18 protein-coding genes are annotated in these 17,512 nt (G+C 50.5%); 14 read left to right on the plus strand and 4 right to left on the minus strand.

Going from position 1 to position 17,512, the window contains the following annotated elements; translation table 11 throughout:
* Window positions 1–182 precede the first annotated feature (182 nt).
* The 12 genes from DUT67_RS07240 to DUT67_RS07295 all read left to right on the plus strand — a co-directional run bounded on the left by DUT67_RS07240 (window position 183) and on the right by DUT67_RS07295 (window position 12,261).
* On the plus strand, window positions 183–845 hold the full coding sequence (locus DUT67_RS07240) for a DedA family protein (RefSeq protein ID WP_113626657.1): 663 nt from the start codon (window positions 183–185) through the stop codon (window positions 843–845).
* A gap of 224 nt (window positions 846–1,069) precedes the next feature.
* Window positions 1,070–1,987, plus strand: coding sequence for an acetyl-CoA carboxylase, carboxyltransferase subunit beta (accD, locus tag DUT67_RS07245; protein ID WP_113626545.1), 918 nt, complete (start codon window positions 1,070–1,072; stop codon window positions 1,985–1,987).
* Between the two features lie 105 nt (window positions 1,988–2,092).
* The gene (gene folC / locus DUT67_RS07250) at window positions 2,093–3,361 is read left to right on the plus strand and encodes a bifunctional tetrahydrofolate synthase/dihydrofolate synthase (RefSeq protein ID WP_113626544.1); all 1,269 of its coding nucleotides are present in this window, start codon (window positions 2,093–2,095) and stop codon (window positions 3,359–3,361) included.
* On the plus strand, window positions 3,351–4,115 hold the full coding sequence (gene dedD, locus DUT67_RS07255) for a cell division protein DedD (protein WP_113626543.1): 765 nt from the start codon (window positions 3,351–3,353) through the stop codon (window positions 4,113–4,115). The genes folC and dedD overlap by 11 nt, the downstream gene beginning before the upstream one ends.
* Before the next feature lie 313 nt (window positions 4,116–4,428).
* Window positions 4,429–4,929 (plus strand): colicin V production protein, encoded by a 501-nt coding sequence (gene cvpA / locus DUT67_RS07260; protein ID WP_113626542.1) that lies wholly within the window; start codon window positions 4,429–4,431, stop codon window positions 4,927–4,929.
* A 21-nt stretch (window positions 4,930–4,950) separates the two neighbouring features.
* Window positions 4,951–6,468 carry an amidophosphoribosyltransferase gene (gene purF, locus DUT67_RS07265; RefSeq protein WP_113626541.1) on the plus strand — a complete coding sequence of 506 codons (1,518 nt, stop codon included), beginning with the start codon at window positions 4,951–4,953 and terminating at the stop codon, window positions 6,466–6,468.
* Window positions 6,469–6,670: 202 nt separating this feature from the next.
* Window positions 6,671–7,243: a UbiX family flavin prenyltransferase gene (locus DUT67_RS07270; protein ID WP_113626540.1), complete on the plus strand. Its 573-nt coding sequence runs from the start codon at window positions 6,671–6,673 to the stop codon at window positions 7,241–7,243.
* Between the two features lie 415 nt (window positions 7,244–7,658).
* Window positions 7,659–8,438: a lysine/arginine/ornithine ABC transporter substrate-binding protein gene (locus tag DUT67_RS07275; RefSeq protein ID WP_048261162.1), complete on the plus strand. Its 780-nt coding sequence runs from the start codon at window positions 7,659–7,661 to the stop codon at window positions 8,436–8,438.
* 290 nt (window positions 8,439–8,728) lie between these two features.
* Complete coding sequence (locus DUT67_RS07280) at window positions 8,729–9,418, plus strand: histidine ABC transporter permease HisQ (protein WP_048261160.1); 690 nt, start codon at window positions 8,729–8,731, stop codon at window positions 9,416–9,418.
* Window positions 9,411–10,127, plus strand: coding sequence for an ABC transporter permease (locus DUT67_RS07285; protein WP_039298370.1), 717 nt, complete (start codon window positions 9,411–9,413; stop codon window positions 10,125–10,127). Before DUT67_RS07280 ends, DUT67_RS07285 begins: the two co-directional genes overlap by 8 nt.
* Before the next feature lie 15 nt (window positions 10,128–10,142).
* Window positions 10,143–10,916 (plus strand): histidine ABC transporter ATP-binding protein HisP, encoded by a 774-nt coding sequence (gene hisP / locus DUT67_RS07290; RefSeq protein WP_048261158.1) that lies wholly within the window; start codon window positions 10,143–10,145, stop codon window positions 10,914–10,916.
* A 346-nt stretch (window positions 10,917–11,262) separates the two neighbouring features.
* Window positions 11,263–12,261, plus strand: coding sequence for an IS110 family transposase (locus DUT67_RS07295; protein WP_113628142.1), 999 nt, complete (start codon window positions 11,263–11,265; stop codon window positions 12,259–12,261).
* Between the two features lie 305 nt (window positions 12,262–12,566).
* On the opposite strand, the gene DUT67_RS07300 is transcribed toward DUT67_RS07295, so the two are convergent.
* From DUT67_RS07300 to yfcG, 3 genes are all read right to left on the minus strand, one after another.
* Window positions 12,567–13,472 carry a TIGR01777 family oxidoreductase gene (locus DUT67_RS07300; protein ID WP_113626134.1) on the minus strand — a complete coding sequence of 302 codons (906 nt, stop codon included), beginning with the start codon at window positions 13,470–13,472 and terminating at the stop codon, window positions 12,567–12,569.
* A gap of 221 nt (window positions 13,473–13,693) precedes the next feature.
* The gene (folX, locus tag DUT67_RS07305; protein ID WP_048259469.1) at window positions 13,694–14,065 is read right to left on the minus strand and encodes a dihydroneopterin triphosphate 2'-epimerase; all 372 of its coding nucleotides are present in this window, start codon (window positions 14,063–14,065) and stop codon (window positions 13,694–13,696) included.
* Window positions 14,066–14,221: 156 nt separating this feature from the next.
* Window positions 14,222–14,848 (minus strand): GSH-dependent disulfide bond oxidoreductase, encoded by a 627-nt coding sequence (gene yfcG, locus DUT67_RS07310; RefSeq protein WP_113632578.1) that lies wholly within the window; start codon window positions 14,846–14,848, stop codon window positions 14,222–14,224.
* A 263-nt stretch (window positions 14,849–15,111) separates the two neighbouring features.
* On the opposite strand from yfcG, the gene yfcE reads away from it, so the two are divergent.
* Together yfcE and yfcD are read left to right on the plus strand one after the other, a co-directional pair.
* Entirely contained in the window at window positions 15,112–15,663 is a 552-nt protein-coding gene (yfcE, locus tag DUT67_RS07315; protein ID WP_113632577.1) for a phosphodiesterase, read from the plus strand.
* 123 nt (window positions 15,664–15,786) lie between these two features.
* Window positions 15,787–16,467, plus strand: a complete 681-nt coding sequence (gene yfcD, locus DUT67_RS07320) for an NUDIX hydrolase YfcD (protein WP_113632576.1) — start codon at window positions 15,787–15,789, stop codon at window positions 16,465–16,467.
* Window positions 16,468–16,548: 81 nt separating this feature from the next.
* Here yfcD and DUT67_RS07325 read toward each other — a convergent pair whose 3' ends face one another.
* The gene (locus tag DUT67_RS07325) at window positions 16,549–17,409 is read right to left on the minus strand and encodes a DUF817 domain-containing protein (RefSeq protein WP_048259472.1); all 861 of its coding nucleotides are present in this window, start codon (window positions 17,407–17,409) and stop codon (window positions 16,549–16,551) included.
* Between the last annotated feature and the right edge of the window lie 103 nt (window positions 17,410–17,512).

The raw sequence follows: 17,512 nt of genomic DNA on the forward strand, positions 1-17,512 counted from the left end.
GTAACGAGTACGTCTTTTGCGTGTTGCACGCTGCCGGATGGCCGTGGGCCAAAAGTAGTGTGTAGCGCGTATTAAGGATGATGCTATTTAGCATGCTATACGCAAGGCAACACGGATAGTGCGGCTGCCTTGCGTATATCGACCGCGTGCGTTCGATATACACTTTGGGAGAAGACGTTGTGATTGAATTTATACAGTTTATTATTGATTTTATTCTGCACATTGACGTTCATCTGGCGGAACTGGTGGCGCAATATGGTGTCTGGGTTTATGCCATTTTGTTCCTGATTCTGTTCTGTGAGACAGGGTTGGTGGTGACACCGTTTTTACCGGGAGATTCGTTGCTGTTTGTTGCTGGTGCGCTGGCGGCGTTGCCATCGAACGATCTAAATGTGCATACGATGGTGTTCCTGATGATTATTGCCGCGATTACGGGCGATGCAGTGAACTACACGATTGGACGACTGTTTGGTGAGAAGCTGTTTAGCAACCCGAACTCAAAGATTTTCCGCCGCAGCTATCTGGATAAAACACATGCGTTTTACGCACGCCACGGTGGCAAGACGATAATTCTGGCGCGCTTTGTCCCGATTGTGAGAACATTTGCGCCGTTTGTCGCCGGGATGGGGCACATGAGCTATCGGCATTTTGCAGCCTATAATGTCATTGGTGCGCTGCTGTGGGTGCTATCGTTCACCTATGCAGGCTACTTGTTTGGCGATTTGCCGATAGTGCAGGAAAATCTGAAATTACTGATTGTCGCGATTATTTTTCTCTCTATCCTGCCGGGTATTATTGAAATTGCCCGTCACCGTAGAGCAGCCACGCGCGGTAATGTGAAATAAGTGAAGTATTTTAACATCCGGTTTGACCAGTTTTTTATCCACAGTCCCGGAGCGTTATGGTTTAATGGGCAGCATTTATGGTCTGTTCTTGGGAACATCCTTGATGCCGATGCCTTTGTACCGCGACTGTTGTGCGTCTCAGGCATTTTTTCATTGGCAATGTTGTCAGGGAATAACATGAACAGCGGACTGGCATTTGCCAGGTTCAAGCAGAAAGGTTATCAATGAGCTGGATTGAACGAATTCTTAACAAAAGCAATATCACACCGACCCGTAAAGCGAACATCCCTGAAGGGGTCTGGACAAAATGTGATAGCTGCGGTCAGGTTCTTTATCGTGCCGAGTTAGAGCGTAATCTGGGGGTCTGCCCGAAGTGCGATCACCATATGCGCCTGTCTGCGCGTGCCCGTCTACAGGCTTTTCTGGATAAAGAAAACACTGTCGAGCTGGGAAGCGAACTGGAGCCGAAGGATGTCCTGAAATTCCGGGATTCCAAAAAATATAAAGATCGTCTGGTTTCTGCGCAGAAACAGTCCGATGAGAAAGACGCGCTGGTCGTCATGAAAGGCACACTTTACGGCATGCCAGTTGTGGTCGCGTCGTTTGAGTTCGCTTTCATGGGCGGTTCAATGGCGTCCGTCGTGGGTGCGCGTTTTGTGCGTGCTGTTGAGCAGTCACTAGAAGACGGTTGCCCGCTGGTGTGTTTCTCCGCCAGTGGCGGTGCGCGTATGCAGGAAGCGCTGATGTCGCTGATGCAAATGGCGAAAACCAGTGCGGCACTGGCAAAAATGCGCGAGCGCGGCTTGCCTTATATCTCTGTGCTGACTGACCCAACCATGGGCGGTGTTTCTGCCAGTCTGGCGATGCTGGGCGACCTGAATATTGCCGAGCCAAAAGCGCTGATCGGTTTTGCCGGCCCACGCGTTATTGAACAAACCGTGCGTGAAAAATTGCCGCCGGGCTTCCAGCGCAGTGAATTCCTGATTGAGAAAGGGGCGATTGATATGATCGTTCGTCGTCCGGAAATGCGCTACAAGCTGGCCACCATTCTTGCCAAACTGACGAATCATCCAGAACCGGGCAATGATGACGTGGAAACCCGCAGCGATGCGCCGTCTGAATCATCACAGGATGACGCATAATTGACATGATGGGCAGGGTGTGTGGCATTCGACCACGTCTTTCTCGACGACGTGGTAATGTGCACGTTCTGCCCGCAATGAACCGTAAGCCAGTGAACGGGACTCATGGATACTCTTCAAATACCTCAAGCCACGTCACCTTTGGTCACGTGGCTTCATTATCTTGAGCACCTGCACGCTCAGGCCATTGATTTAGGCTTGGATCGCGTTAAGCAGGTTGCTGAACATCTTCAACTGCTACAGCCTGCCGCCACGATTTTCACTGTTGCGGGGACGAACGGCAAAGGAACCACCTGCTGTACGCTGGAGTCCATTCTATTAGCCGCAGGGCTACGGGTTGGCGTGTACAGTTCGCCTCATCTTGTTCGCTATACCGAGCGGGTGCGTATTCAGGGCAACGAATTGTCCGAAGCGCAGCACACGCAGGCATTTGCGGATATTGAAGCAGGAAGAGGAGCGGTATCGCTCACCTATTTTGAATTCGGTACGCTGTCGGCACTGCACCTCTTCAAGCAAGCGAATCTGGATGTCGTCATTCTTGAAGTGGGATTAGGCGGGCGTCTGGATGCGACCAATATTGTGGATGCGGATGTCTCTGTGGTCACCAGCATTGCTATCGACCACACCGACTGGCTAGGTAACGATCGGGAGAGCATCGGTCGTGAGAAAGCGGGGATATTCCGACAGAACAGACCCGCCGTCGTTGGTGAGCCCGATATGCCAGGAACCATTGCCGATGTTGCCGCTGAGAAAGGCGCATTGCTGCGCCGCCGTGGTCGCGACTGGGAGTTTTCAGTTCAGCGCGAAACATGGAGCTGGCAGGACAAGCAGCGTGAATTGTCACGCCTACCACTCCCTAATGTCCCACTGCCGAATGCTGCCACTGCACTAGCTGCACTACACTATTCTTCACTTAACGTGAGCGAAGAGGCGATTCGTCAAGGCTTACAGCGCGCAGCATTGCCGGGGCGTTTTCAGATAGTGCAGGAATCACCGCGGTTGATTCTTGATGTTGCACATAATCCTCATGCGGCGGCGTATCTGGCAAACCGTCTGGCTGGGTTGCCGAAAACCGGAAAAATGCGGGCTGTTGTCGGCATGCTGTCGGATAAAGATATCGCGGGTACGCTGGCCCACTTAACGTCGTTGATTGATGAGTGGTATTGCGCACCGTTAGAAGGCCCGCGCGGCGCAACGGCGCAGCAGATTGCCGAGCATCTGACGCGCAGTCAATCATTCCCTGATGTCGTTACCGCCTGGCAGCAGGCGATGTCTGACGCGACGGAGCAGGATATTGTCATTGTGTGTGGATCTTTTCATACGGTAGCGCATGTGATGGAAGCGCTGGATGAGGAGAAGGTGAATGGCGAGTAAATTTCAGAATCGCCTGGTTGGCACGGTTATTCTGGTCGCACTGGGCGTGATCGTCTTACCTGGCCTGCTGGACGGTAAGAAGAAGCACTACGAAGACGAGTTTGCGTCGATTCCGCTGATTCCTAAGCCGGGTGACAGCAATGAGATGGAATCGCTACCTGCGCTGAATCCGTCGTTGCCAAGTCAGCCACCGGAAGGGGCGGAAGCGGCGATGCAGAACAGTGCGGAAGCCGAAGCACCTGAAACGAAATTACCTGAAACCAAGGCTCCCGAAACCTCCACGCCGCCAGCATCGTCGCGTGCAGGTACGAATACGCCAACCATGACGGCACCGCCTGTGGTGGTCGAGCGTCCACCAATTCAGACGACAACGCCAGTGACGCCAAAGCCTCAGCCAAAACCTGAGGTGAAGACAGAAGTGAAACCGAAGCCAGAGCCTAAACCGGAAACCAAACCGGAAACTAAGCCGGAAGTGAAACCAGAAACGCAGCCGACGCCGCAAGCGCCTGTCGGACAGGCCTACATTGTGCAGCTTGGTGCGCTGAAAAATGCGGATAAGGTGAACGAAATTGTCGCGAAGCTTCGTCTCTCTGGCTATCGCGCGTATACCGTGCCGTCAACGCCAGTTTCAGGACAGATCACCCGTATTTATGTCGGACCGGATGCTTCGAAGCAGAAGTTAGAGTCTTCGTTGGGCGAACTGCAACAGCTCAGTGGGCTTAGCGGGCAGGTACGAGCACATTCCGTTCGTTAAGATTACGAGCATGATAATAACGTGATGGATTGTCCGTAATCTGTCACGTCAGTAAGCAAAAATAGGCGGCGGGGATGAGGTTCACACCAGTGATACTCGGCCCCGTAGCCGTTTTAAGAGACCTGTAGTTAGTTTTGATATGCCGATAGGTAATAGAATCAGGCATGAGTGGTGTCGGTTTTTTCGCCTGATTATCTATCGATGAAATCGGCGGAAATACGCTACGCAAACGTTTTCTTTTTCTGTTAGAATGCGCCGCGAACAGGATGACGTAGCGGCTTATCGGTAGCATCGTTCATTATTAGGATAGTTCATGGTTTGGGTTGATTACGTCATTATTGGCATCATCGGATTTTCGGCTCTGGTTAGCCTGATCCGGGGGTTTGTTCGTGAAGCGCTGTCGTTAGTAACCTGGGGATGTGCTTTTTTTGTTGCCAGTCATTACTACGCCTACCTCGCGGTCTACTTCACCCGTTTTGATGATGAACTGGTGCGTAACGGCATTGCGATTGCCATTCTGTTTATTGCCACGTTGATTGTGGGAGCTATCGTCAACTATGTGATTAGTTCACTGGTTGAACGTACCGGATTATCCGGCACCGATCGCGTTCTGGGCATCTGTTTTGGTGCGCTGCGCGGGGTGCTGATCGTTTCCGCACTGCTATTCTTTCTGGATACGTTCACCAGTTTTTCACAAAGTGATGACTGGAAGCAGTCCCAGTTAATCCCACAGTTCAGTTATATTATCAGGTGGTTTTTTGACTACCTGCAAAGCACGTCAAGTTTCTTGCCGCAGCATTTACCGCTGCGGTAGCGCTGATGAGGAAAAGACACCATGTGCGGTATTGTCGGTATCGCCGGTTTTACACCGGTCAACCAGTCGATTTATGACGCGTTAACGGTGTTGCAACACCGTGGGCAGGATGCTGCGGGCATTGTAACCATCGATGCCTTTAACTGTTTTCGCCTGCGTAAGGCCAATGGCCTGGTGAAAGATGTGTTTGAAGCGCGGCACATGCAACGCTTACAGGGAAACATGGGGCTTGGCCATGTGCGCTATCCGACAGCGGGCAGTTCCAGCGCCTCGGAAGCACAGCCTTTCTATGTTAACTCTCCGTTCGGCATCACGCTGGCTCACAACGGTAACCTGACTAACGCCCACGAACTGCGTAAAAAGCTGTTCGAGCAGGAGCGTCGTCACGTTAACACCACGTCTGATTCTGAAATTCTGCTGAATATTTTCGCCAGAGAGCTGGACCGTTTCCAACATTACCCGCTGGAAGCCGATAATATTTTTGCGGCCGTTGCCGCAACGCACCAGCAAATTCGCGGTGCCTATGCCTGTGTTGGCATGATTATCGGCCATGGCATGGTGGCATTCCGCGATCCTAACGGGATTCGCCCTCTGGTTATCGGTAAGCGCGATCTGGAAGATGGCCGCAGCGAATATATGGTGGCGTCTGAAAGCGTCGCACTGGATACGCTGGGCTTTGAATTTTTACGCGATGTTGCGCCGGGAGAAGCGATCTACATTACGGAAAAAGGGCAGCTGTTTACCCGCCAGTGCGCAGAGAATCCAAAGAGCAACCCGTGCCTGTTCGAATATGTCTACTTCGCACGCCCGGACTCTTTCATCGATAAAATTTCGGTCTACAGCGCACGTGTTCGCATGGGTCAGAAGCTCGGTGAAAAGATTGCACGTCAGTGGGAAGATCTCGATATTGATGTCGTGATACCGATTCCTGAAACCTCTTGTGATATCGCGTTGGAAATTGCGCGGATTATCAACAAGCCGTACCGTCAGGGATTCGTGAAAAACCGCTATGTTGGCCGCACCTTTATCATGCCAGGACAACAGGCGCGTAAGAAATCTGTGCGTCGTAAGCTGAACGCGAACCGTGCCGAGTTCCGTGACAAGAATGTGCTGCTGGTCGATGACTCTATCGTGCGCGGTACAACGTCGGAGCAGATTGTGGAGATGGCGCGTGAAGCAGGAGCTAGGCGTGTTTATCTGGCCTCTGCGGCACCGGAAATTCGCTTCCCTAACGTGTATGGTATCGATATGCCGAGCGTTAATGAACTGATTGCCCACGGTCGCGAAGTGGATGAGATCTGTAAGATTATCGGTGCCGATGAGCTGATATTCCAGGATCTTGACGACCTGATCGACGCGGCGCGTGAAGATAATCCGGATATTGTTCAGTTTGAATGTTCAGTGTTCAACGGAATTTATGTGACCAAAGACGTCGATCAAGGCTATCTGGATTACCTGGAAGCGCTGCGTAACGATGATGCCAAAGCGTTGCGTAGCCAGAATGAAGTCGAAGATCTGGAACTGCACAACGAAGGTTAACGGCTAGCTGTACGGTAGGGCTGGTTTTATTGAAGGGGGAGGGCGCGAAAGTGTTCTCCCCCTTCTTGTATATAGAAAACCTGACTGTATGTAAAAGCATCGTTTCAGTGCTTATCCTTGCTTATCACTAATCAATGCGGCAAAGTTTGCGCAGATGATTTTTCCGCGTATCGGCGTACGCGGTCAGCCAGAGGCAGTATGAATGAAGCGACTTATTGTAGGGATTTCCGGTGCCAGCGGTGTCATTTACGGCATCCGATTGCTACAGGTATTACAGACGCTGGAAGGCATCGAAACCCATCTGATTATGAGCCAGGCCGCCCGGCAGACGCTGGCGCTGGAAACGGATTTTAGCCTGCGTGATGTACAGGTGCTGGCCGATGTGGTGCATGACACGCGGGATATCGCTGCTAGCGTTTCTTCGGGGTCGTTTAAAACGGCGGGGATGGTAATTTTGCCCTGTTCGATAAAAACCCTTTCCGGCATTGTGCACAGCTACAGCGACAATCTGCTGACTCGTGCCGCCGATGTGGTGTTGAAGGAGCGTCGTCCTCTGGTGTTGGGGGTGCGTGAAACGCCATTGCATTTAGGGCACTTACGGCTGATGACTACCGCCGTTGAGCTAGGCGCGATAATTATGCCGCCGGTGCCTGCGTTTTATCATCGCCCAGAAAGTGTGCAGGATATTGTCGATCAGACGGTGAATCGTATTCTGGATCAGTTTGATATTGACCTGCCGAAAGATCTCTTTACTCGCTGGCAGGGTGCGTCATAGCACGATAGGTGACAAGACTCGTTATTTTTTTCTCATGGGGTAGTAAACCTTTACTGCCCTTTTTTTGTGCCTTTTTATCACATTGCACCAATTTTGCGCATAAGAGCACTTAAATAGTGCATTTGGATTTTTGTATTCGTGCCAATGTTATCTATTCTTATTGTTACTCACTCCCAAAAAAACTCAGAAAAATTTTCCTAATCAAATGGTTAACCATCATTTTCTGCGTATTTTGCTCATAGGCTTTTTACAACGACCTTACGTTCATTGTGGCATGAATACTGCTTATGAAAACTGTAATAGTCGGCGTAGAAAACAAATAACACTCATATCGTTCATATTTAAAGCAATAAATCGGTATGTCTTCCGACATTGACGACACATGACATCAATCACTCATGATAAGGGTAGCAATATGAAGAAACTGATCAAAGTTTTGCCGTTGGCACTTATTCTGGCTGCAGGCAGCGCCATGGCAGAGATTCCTAAAAATATTAAAATCGGCACCGATCCTACCTATGCTCCCTTTGAATCCAAAAATGCCAGCGGCGAACTGGTTGGGTTTGATATCGATCTGGCAAAAGAGCTGTGCAAGCGTATCGAAGCTAACTGTACGTTTGTAGAAAGCGACTTTGATGCGTTAATTCCTTCTCTTAAAGCTAAAAAAATTGATGCCATCATCTCTTCTCTGTCCATTACCGAAAAACGTCAGCAGGAAATCGCTTTCACAGAGAAGCTGTATGCTGCCAATGCACGCCTGATTGCGAAAAAAGGTGCGAGCATCGAGCCAACGCTGGCTTCTTTGGGCGGTAAGCGTGTTGGTGTATTGCAGGCATCAACGCAGGAGGCTTTTGCCAACGCGAACTGGCAGCCAAAAGGCGTTGAAGTTGTCGCTTATCAAAATCAGGATCTGATTTACGCCGATCTGGGCGCAGGTCGTATCGATGCGGCATTTCAGGACGAAGTGGCAGGAAGTGAAGGTTTCCTGAAACTCGATATGGGTAAAGATTATGCGTTTGCTGGCCCAGCAGTAAAAGACGACAAGTTCTTCGGGGTCGGTACTGGTATGGGTCTGCGTAAAGCGGATACTGAGCTGAAAGCGGCGCTGGATAAAGCCTTTGAAGCGATGCGTAAAGACGGTACTTACGACACCTTCGCGAAAAAATACTTCGATTTTGACGTCTACGGCGGCTAAGTTCGCCATAACGATTCATATCTCTTTATCACAGTACTATTTTATCACCGTACTATTGTGTCGCGAGATCGTAGGGCAATGCGACACGGGAACATTCCTCCCGTGTCGTCTTCCTGATTGATAACGCACCGTGCCATCAACCGCTATACCCTAGATAATTCAAGTTGCAGGAAGGCAGCAAGGGAAGGAGTCCCGATGAGCTTACTCAGGTAAGTGATTCGGGTGACTGAATGCAGCTAACGCACATGCGGTTTGAAGTATGACGGGTATATTTTCAACGGATATAATCGATGCTCTATGGCTATTCCCAGCTAATTCTGGATGGTGCCATCATGACGCTGGAGCTGGCGGTCAGTTCGCTACTGCTGGCGCTGGCTATCGGCCTGATTGGCGCGTCGGCGAAGCTGTCTTCTAATCGCCTGCTGGCAGGGTGCTTTTCCTGCTATACCACGTTGATTCGCGGCATCCCCGATTTGGTGCTGATGCTGCTGATTTTTTATGGCCTGCAAATTGTCTTAAACGGCGTGACGGAGTCGATCGGTCTGGAGCAGATTGACATCGATCCTTTGACCGCAGGCGTTATTACGCTGGGCTTTATTTACGGTGCCTATTTCACGGAAACCTTTCGTGGCGCGTATCTTGCCGTGCCGCGCGGACAAATCGAAGCCGCTGTCGCATTCGGTTTCTCTCCCATGAAGGTGTTCCGTCGTATTCTGTTTCCTTCCATGATGCGTTTCGCGCTACCGGGTATCGGTAATAACTGGCAGGTGATCCTGAAAGCGACAGCGTTGGTGTCATTGCTTGGTCTGAATGATGTGATTAAGGCGACGCAGTTAGCTGGCAAGGGAGCGCACGAACCGTTTTATTTCGCGCTGGTTGCTGGGGCGATGTACCTGATTTTTACCACCGTTTCTAACGGCGTGTTGTGGTGGCTGGAAAGGCACTATTCGCAGGGAGTCAAGAAAGTAAATTATGAGTGAGATCCTGCAACAATATTGGCAACCGCTACTGTGGAGCGATGGTTACCGCCTGACTGGGTTGGCGATGACGCTCTGGCTGCTCATTTCCTCGGTGGTCATCGGTGGTCTGATGGCGCTGCCGCTGGCAATTGCTCGCGTGTCGCCGCGACGCCGGTTCAGTCTTCCGGTTTGGCTATTTACCTATATTTTCCGTGGCACGCCGCTCTACGTACAGCTTCTGGTGTTCTATTCTGGCGTATATAGCTTAGAAATTGTTCGTGGCACCGATCTGCTGAACGCCTTTTTTCGCAGCGGGCTGAACTGCGCTATTTTAGCGCTGGCGCTCAATACCTGTGCATACACCACAGAGATTTTCGCGGGGGCAATTCGCTCTGTACCCCATGGGGAAATTGAAGCGGCCAGAGCCTACGGCTTTTCCCGTTTTAAGCAGTATCGCTGCATTATTTTGCCCGGCGCGTTGCGTATTGCGCTGCCAGCCTACAGTAACGAAGTGATTCTGATGCTGCATTCGACGGCGCTGGCTTTTACTGTAACCGTGCCGGATATTCTGAAAATTGCCCGTGATATTAATGCAGCAACCTACCAGCCGTTTTATGCGTTCGGTATTGCTGCTGTCATCTATCTGGCGATCTCATTTGTGTTAATTGGGCTGTTCAGAAAGGCGGAACGGCACTGGTTACGTCATCTTTATACCCGTTCATCTCATTAAACGCAGGAAAAAAGCATGTCGAATAACAAACTGATGGTGACGGAACTGCGTAAACGTTATGGCCAGCATGAGGTGCTCAAAGGGATCTCATTGCAGGCAAAAGCGGGCGATGTTATTTCGATTATCGGGTCGTCTGGTTCAGGGAAAAGTACCTTACTGCGCTGCATTAATTTTCTGGAAAAGCCCTGTGAAGGGGCGATTTACGTCAGTAATGAGGAAATCCGTATGGTGCGTGACACTGACGGACAGTTGAAGGTCTTTGATAAAAAGCAACTTCAGATGCTGCGGACGCGCCTGACGATGGTATTTCAGCACTTCAACCTGTGGAGCTTCATGACCGCATTGGAGAACGTGATGGAAGCGCCGATTCAGGTGTTAGGGCTCAGTAAAGCGGAAGCGCGTGATAGGGCTATTTTCTATCTGAATAAGGTCGGGATCACGGATTCTGCTCAACAGAAATACCCGTCGGATCTTTCCGGTGGTCAGCAGCAGCGCGTTTCGATTGCGCGGGCGTTGGCGATGGAGCCAGAAGTACTGCTATTTGATGAACCGACGTCGGCACTCGATCCTGAACTGGTCGGTGAGGTGTTGCGCATCATGCAGCAGCTTGCGGAGGAAGGGAAAACGATGGTGGTGGTAACGCATGAGATGGAGTTTGCCCGCCATGTTTCCAGCCACGTTATTTTCCTGCACCAGGGTGTGATCGAAGAGGAGGGGCCACCGGATCAACTTTTTAGTAGCCCGAAAAGTGCGCGTTTGCAGCAATTTCTGTCAGGCGCGTTGAAGTAGGTTTTGGGGCTGATGATTATCAGCCTCTAATCGCTCATACTGCGGATTTACCACGATTTTATATCTAATAGCGTAAAAGTTTCGTGCGTGTTAAATAATTAATTTCCTTGTACTTTCTCTACACGCACGACAAGGAGCGCTTGTATCTTTCTCCCGTAGTGATTAGCTATCACTACATGAAACAGAGTGAGCTTCCAAGGGGCGCCAAGGCTATAACCTTGCGATTGAGTTTAAGCCCTCTGTTTCACCTTTCACGCCAACATTAACATTGAACGGTTACCCAGAGCACTGACTCTGAATGTACAAGCGGAACGGGCGTGATGGCTTCAGTGAAAGGGGGGACATTATGTATTACGTCGGCATTGATATCAGTAAACGTTTTATCGATGTGTGCTTATTGGTTGATGGCATTAAAGGTAAACGGAAGACGAAAGTGTTACCCAATGGCCCCAACTCAGCACAGGCTTTGGCTCAATGGTTAACCCTGCAAAAATGTGAACCGAGCCAAGCTCATATCATCATGGAAGCGACGGGCATTTATCACGAACACCTCGCTTATGGCCTTCATCTGGCTAACATTCTTGTGTCAGTGGCAAATCCCCATCGAGTGCGTGAATTTGCCAAAGGAATGGGGATATTGACGAAAACGGATAAAGTGGATGCCTATGTTCTGGCGTGCTATGGCTACCTGAAACAACCAGAAAATTGGGTTCCGCCTTCGCAAGAAATAAGAAAACTCAGGGCATTATTGCAGCACAGGGATAGCGTGCTTGATGATAAACAACGCGTAGAAAATCGGCTGAGCACGTTGAAATCCACAGTGGCCCCGGAAGAAGTCCTGACCTCGCTGGAGTCGATTGAACGAAATTTAAAGGATGAGCTGGCAAGGATTGAACGCCTGATAGCGGAGCATATAGATAAGCATCCCAGGCTAAAAAACGACCTGAAACTTCTGCAATCGATTGATGGAGTTGGAGAGCAAATCGGGTGGAATATGTTAGCCATCATCCGGGGTAATCACTTCAGGAGTGCGGAACAGGTGGCGGCGTATCTGGGGGTTATCCCTGTAGAGAGACGTTCAGGCACCTCGGTGTGTGGCAGAGCCAGATTGTCTAAAATAGGGCCGCCGGGCATCCGGGCAAAGCTGTATATGGGAGCCATAGCGGCTATCAGTTGGAACAGTCATGTGAGAGCGCTCTATGAAAGATTGCGGCTAAAAGGAAAAGCGAAGATGGTGGCGATAGGGGCGGCGATGAGGAAACTGGTGCATCTGTGTTATGGCGTGCTGCATACGCAGCAGCCCTATGACAAAAATTATGGGATGACGACTCATAAAAATGCTTGACCGGCAACACGGTTACTCAATTGCCGCGCTCCTTGACCTGTGGCTATTTGGCGCTAATTATGCCGCTGCGCGGTCCCATCGGTGTTCATGATCGCTATTCGGGCCGCCAGTGACGCGATTACTCTCCCCATAAATGGGACTCGCCCTTCGGGTCAGCACAAGTGCTGTTCAAAAACGTCGTGACGTTTTTGTCCGACGCGGCACTGCCTTTCGCCGCATCCATGCGGCTTACCCGCCAGTCACGCCCACCTCAGCACAATTCCTTACGCCAGAAGTGCAGAGAATACGTAGGCATCTTATCAATATCAGCCCGGTTTTTTGGTGACGTCTTGCAGGGCTTCTTCCAGCTCAAAGAAACGGAAACCAAAGCCTGCGGCCTCTAATCTCCGTGGGATGGCGCGTTGTCCACCTAGCACCAATGTCGAGGCTTCTCCCATCAGTAATTTGATCGCGAAAGCGGGCGCTCGTAGAAAGCCGGGGCGATCCAATACGTGTGCCAGCATGGCGGAAAATTGTTCATTGTGAACCGGATAGGGCGCAACCATATTGAAGGGGCCGCGCAATATTGGCTGGTCCAGCAGATAGATAATGCCGTTAACCATGTCATCAATATGAATCCACGGCATATATTGCTTGCCGGAACCCATCGGCCCACCGAGCCCGATGCGGAAAATCGGCAGCATTTTTGCAAGCGCCCCGCCCTGATTCGAAAGAACAATACCGGTGCGCAGCAGGCAGACGCGAGTTTTATCGCTTTCGGCAGACTGTGCTAGCGCTTCCCAGCGGGCGCACAGGTGGTGTGTGAATTCATCGACAGGGGATTCATCTTCCGTGACCAGCGCTTCGCCTTGATCGCCATAGTATCCGACAGCGGAGCCTGAGATGAAAACGGTTGGCGGCTCACTGCTGGCTTTAATCAGCGTGGCAAGCTGCTCGGTGATGCTCCAGCGGCTCTGTGCCAAACGTTGTTTTTGTTGTGACGTCCAGCGTTTATCGGCGATAGGTTCGCCCGCCAGATTAATGACGCCATCAAAGTCGTTCAGCGAGGTGATATTGCTCAGCGTTGACCAATATTCCACCTGATTGCCGAGAACACCGCGTGCGCGCTCAGGATCGCGTGTCAGTACGGTGATGTGATGGGAAAGCAGCTGTAATCGTTGGATAAGATGGCGGCCAATAAGGCCGGTTCCGCCTGTTATGAGTAGTTGCATCGCTTCCCCTTTATACTCGTCATACTTCAAGTTGCATGTGTGTTGGCTACGATACTCGGCACACTGGCGTGAGCCTCGCCCCTTAGGGGCCGCTGCAAGCAGCGTTCAAATCTGCCTCTGGCAGATTTGTCAGTCACCCGAATCACTTACTTGAGTAAGCTCATCGGGACTCCTTCCCTTGCCGCCTGCCTGAAACTCGAATTATTTAGAGTATATGAACTTTATGCCTTGTGATAACGCAGGGTCATAGAAACTGAATCGGCGTATCGCAAGGCAAACGGTTTATCTATTTCTACTTCAGCATAGGTTATCCAGTCGTGATCGCTGGCGATGTTGAGCACATCCTGCGTTAATTTTTCCAGCAAAGCGAAGCGGTTATCTTCCACGTGGCGAATGATATTTTTGGTGATGGTGCGGTAGTTCAACGCATCAGCGATATTCTCGCTGTTACGCGCTTTTTCTGCTGGGTAGTGAATCACAACGTTGATGATCACATCCTGCTTATTCGTGATTTCCTCATCTTTGATGCCGATGAAGGTGCGCAGCCGCAGATTTTTTATACGAATAATGGCGTCAGAATGAGTATATGGCATTGCTCGGCCCTCGGTTGCTTCTGTTGCTGCGAATAAACCACAGCGTCAGGGAATCGTTAACAGGTAAGCTGCTCGTTGGTAACAGTATCATTAACAACGATATGTTGATTACCATAACAGAAGATACCCAAAGGCCGAATGAGATGCGCCAGAATTTTACTGCTCGGCTAGCTGGTAAGCTCTCTGCGTTGCCGGGCGATCGCTAATACGCGTATACCACGCCTTCACTGCGGGATACTCATCAAGGTCGATGCGCTGGCGGGCATAAGACACGACCCATGGGTAGGTCGCAATATCGGCGATACTGTAATTTTCCCCTGCTAGCCAAAGGCTGTCTTGCAGATGTTTATCCAGTACGCGATACAGGCGCTGCGTCTCCTGCTGATAGCGTTCAATCGCGTAAGGCACTGGCTGAGGCGCATAGTGGTTAAAATGATGATTCTGCCCCAGCATCGGTCCGAAACCAGCGACTTGCCAGAACAGCCACTGTAGTGTGGCTGTACGCTCACGTAGAGACGAACTCAGCAATACGCCGTGTTTTTCCGCTAGATAGAGTAAGATCGCCCCAGATTCGAACATGCTAATCGGTGTGTCACCTTCCGCGGGTTGCGTGTCGACAATTGCGGGAATTTTGTTGTTAGGCGAAATAGCCAAAAATTCCGGCTTGAACTGTTCGCCTTTGCTGATGTTTACGCGGTGGAGTTGGTAGGGGAGATTAGCTTCTTCCAGAAACAGGGTGATCTTGTGCCCATTCGGGGTTGGTGCGTAATACAGGTCAATCATGAATCAAGTCTCCGTTTTAATTCAGAAAAACATCATGGAACTGTATGGCAGTTGACCGCTTCAGAGAGCGGTGCGCTGTCAGAATAGCGTATTGAGGAACGGGCTCTTACCCTACCACTTCTGCGAGTGAAAAATAAGCGATGGCGCACGCCGTTGCACGATCTTTACCGGAAGCCCCCGCCAACTTTGATAGACTACGTCCAATGAAGGATGACGCTGTTGTGGATACAACATGGTTGATATAAACGCTGCGGGGATGAGCGATGAAATTGATGTTTGCGTCCGATATACACGGTTCTCTTAGTGCGACGGAGCGCGTGTTGGAAATTTTTGAGCAGAGTCACGCTGACTGGCTTATTTTACTGGGCGATTTTCTCAATCATGGCCCGCGCAACCCGCTGCCGGAAAAGTATCAGCCTGCTGAAGTGGCTGCTCGATTGAACGATTATGCGTCACGCATCATTGCCGTGCGAGGGAACTGCGACAGCGAGGTTGATCAGATGCTCTTGAGCTTTCCGATAACGGCACCGTGGCAACATGTGCTATTGCCGCAGAATCGCCTTTTCCTGACGCACGGTCATCTTTATCATCCAGATAATCTACCGCCGTTACACGCGGGGGATGTGCTGGTATATGGCCACACTCATATCCCGGTTGCTGAGCAACGCGGTGAATACTATTTTTTTAATCCCGGCTCAGTGAGCTTGCCAAAAGGGGGATACCCCGCGAGCTACGGTTTGCTTGAACAAGATGAACTGCGGGTTCTGCCACTACACGGTGGTGAGCCTATTGCACAGGTCGTGATTAGGCACTAATTTAGCGTATATCCTGTTTTTGACCTTGAATAATGGCAAGGTAGCAGAGAATATTCGCAGCAAAGATCGATCATTTAAAACAGACGCGCGTAGCAACGTGCCAATACTAAAGGGTTTCAGAGGATGGCGGAACAAAGTCAGGCAGCAGGCACAGAGTGGGTTGATATCGTCAATGAAAACAACGAGGTAATTGCTCAGTCAAGTCGTCAGCAGATGCGTGCTCAGAGTCTTCGTCATCGCGCCACTTACATTGTTGTGCATGATGGCATGGGTAAAATTCTGGTGCAGCGCCGGACGAAAATCAAAGATTTCTATCCAGGCTGGCTGGATGCAACCGCAGGCGGCGTGGTGCAAAGCGGCGAACAGATGTTGGAATCCGCGCGTCGTGAAGCTGAAGAAGAGCTTGGTATTGCTGGCGTGCCGTTCGCGGAACACGGTTCGTTCTATTATGAAGGCGAAAATTGCCGAGTATGGGGCGGGTTATTTAGCTGCGTCACCCACGGGCCGTTCGCGCTACAGGAAGAAGAAGTTGATGAAGTCAGCTGGCTGACGCCGCAAGAAATCACTGCACGCTGCGATGAGTTTACGCCGGACTCCCTGAAAGCCCTGTCGCTGTGGCTGACGCGCTATAGCGATCAGGAATATGGCAAGCCGATTTCACGTAAGTTGAACGAAGCGGTAGCAGCCTCTGCGGCATCTGTTGTTTATGCTGAAAGTACTCATGATGAAAGCATTCATGATGACAGTGTTCATGATGAAAACGACAGCGGCGTTGAGTCATCGGAAGCCGATTCTCAGAAATAATCTAACATCAGCTAAATCCCTACCTCGCCGCTGCTTTTTCTCCGCAGCGGCGTCTATTTCCAGATGATGGCGCGCAGTGCATCACTCAGGAACATGAATACTCTTTTTGATATCCTTCAGGTAAATCACGATGGTGAACGTCATGATCACCAGCAAAGCCCACGAACTCCATTTCCCTACGTGAACCATCGACCAAGCGCCGAGCTGTTCTGGATAACTCCAGATACTGAAAAACGTACTGATATTTTCAGCCAGCCAGATGAAAAAGCCGATCAGAATAAAAGCCAATGACAGCGGCATTCGCCGTTCCCGATCGTAAGGCGTGAAAATGACGGTGGTCCGTGCATAGAGCCCGACGGCTAGTGCGGCGATGTACCAGCGATAGTCGCCGATGTAGTGGTGGGTGAAGAAATTAGCATAAATAAGTAGCGCAACCAGCGTCGCCAGCCAGTAGGGCGGGTGATGGCGAATTTTAAGATCAAACAATCGCCATGACTGAATGATGTAGCTACCTACAGAGGCGTACATGAATCCGGCGAACAGTGGCACACCGAATACCTTGGTATAGGCGAAATCAGGATAAGACCAGGAACGAATACCCGATGAGGTTTTAAAGACCTCAAGCGCAAAACCCACGAGATGAAACAACGTAACGGCTTTTAACTCGTCCCAGGTTTCCAATTTGCTGGCAACCATCCATCCCTGAATCAGAATGGCGAATATCAGCAGCAAATCATAACGCGGGATAGAAAACCAGCCCGCTTTCGGCACGCTGAAAACCGCAAGAAAGAACAGACCAACGAAGAGACAGGCGCGGGCTTCTTTGACGCCGAAATAGAGAAATTCAATAAAAAAACGGGCTAACCCTTTTGGCGATGAAGGTGTGATCCCTTTTTCCAATTGCTGCTGAAAGTGTTGATCTACTCGTTGTATTACAGTCATCCATCGACCCTGTTTTATGGTTGTTTTTGTGTCTGCGTGGTGTGATTTTTCGTGCGAATGGCAATAAAAATGCCAGCCCTGAGGCTGGCATAGAAGATAACAG

Source organism: Pectobacterium peruviense (genome assembly GCF_003312355.2).
Classification (GTDB): domain Bacteria; phylum Pseudomonadota; class Gammaproteobacteria; order Enterobacterales; family Enterobacteriaceae; genus Pectobacterium; species Pectobacterium peruviense.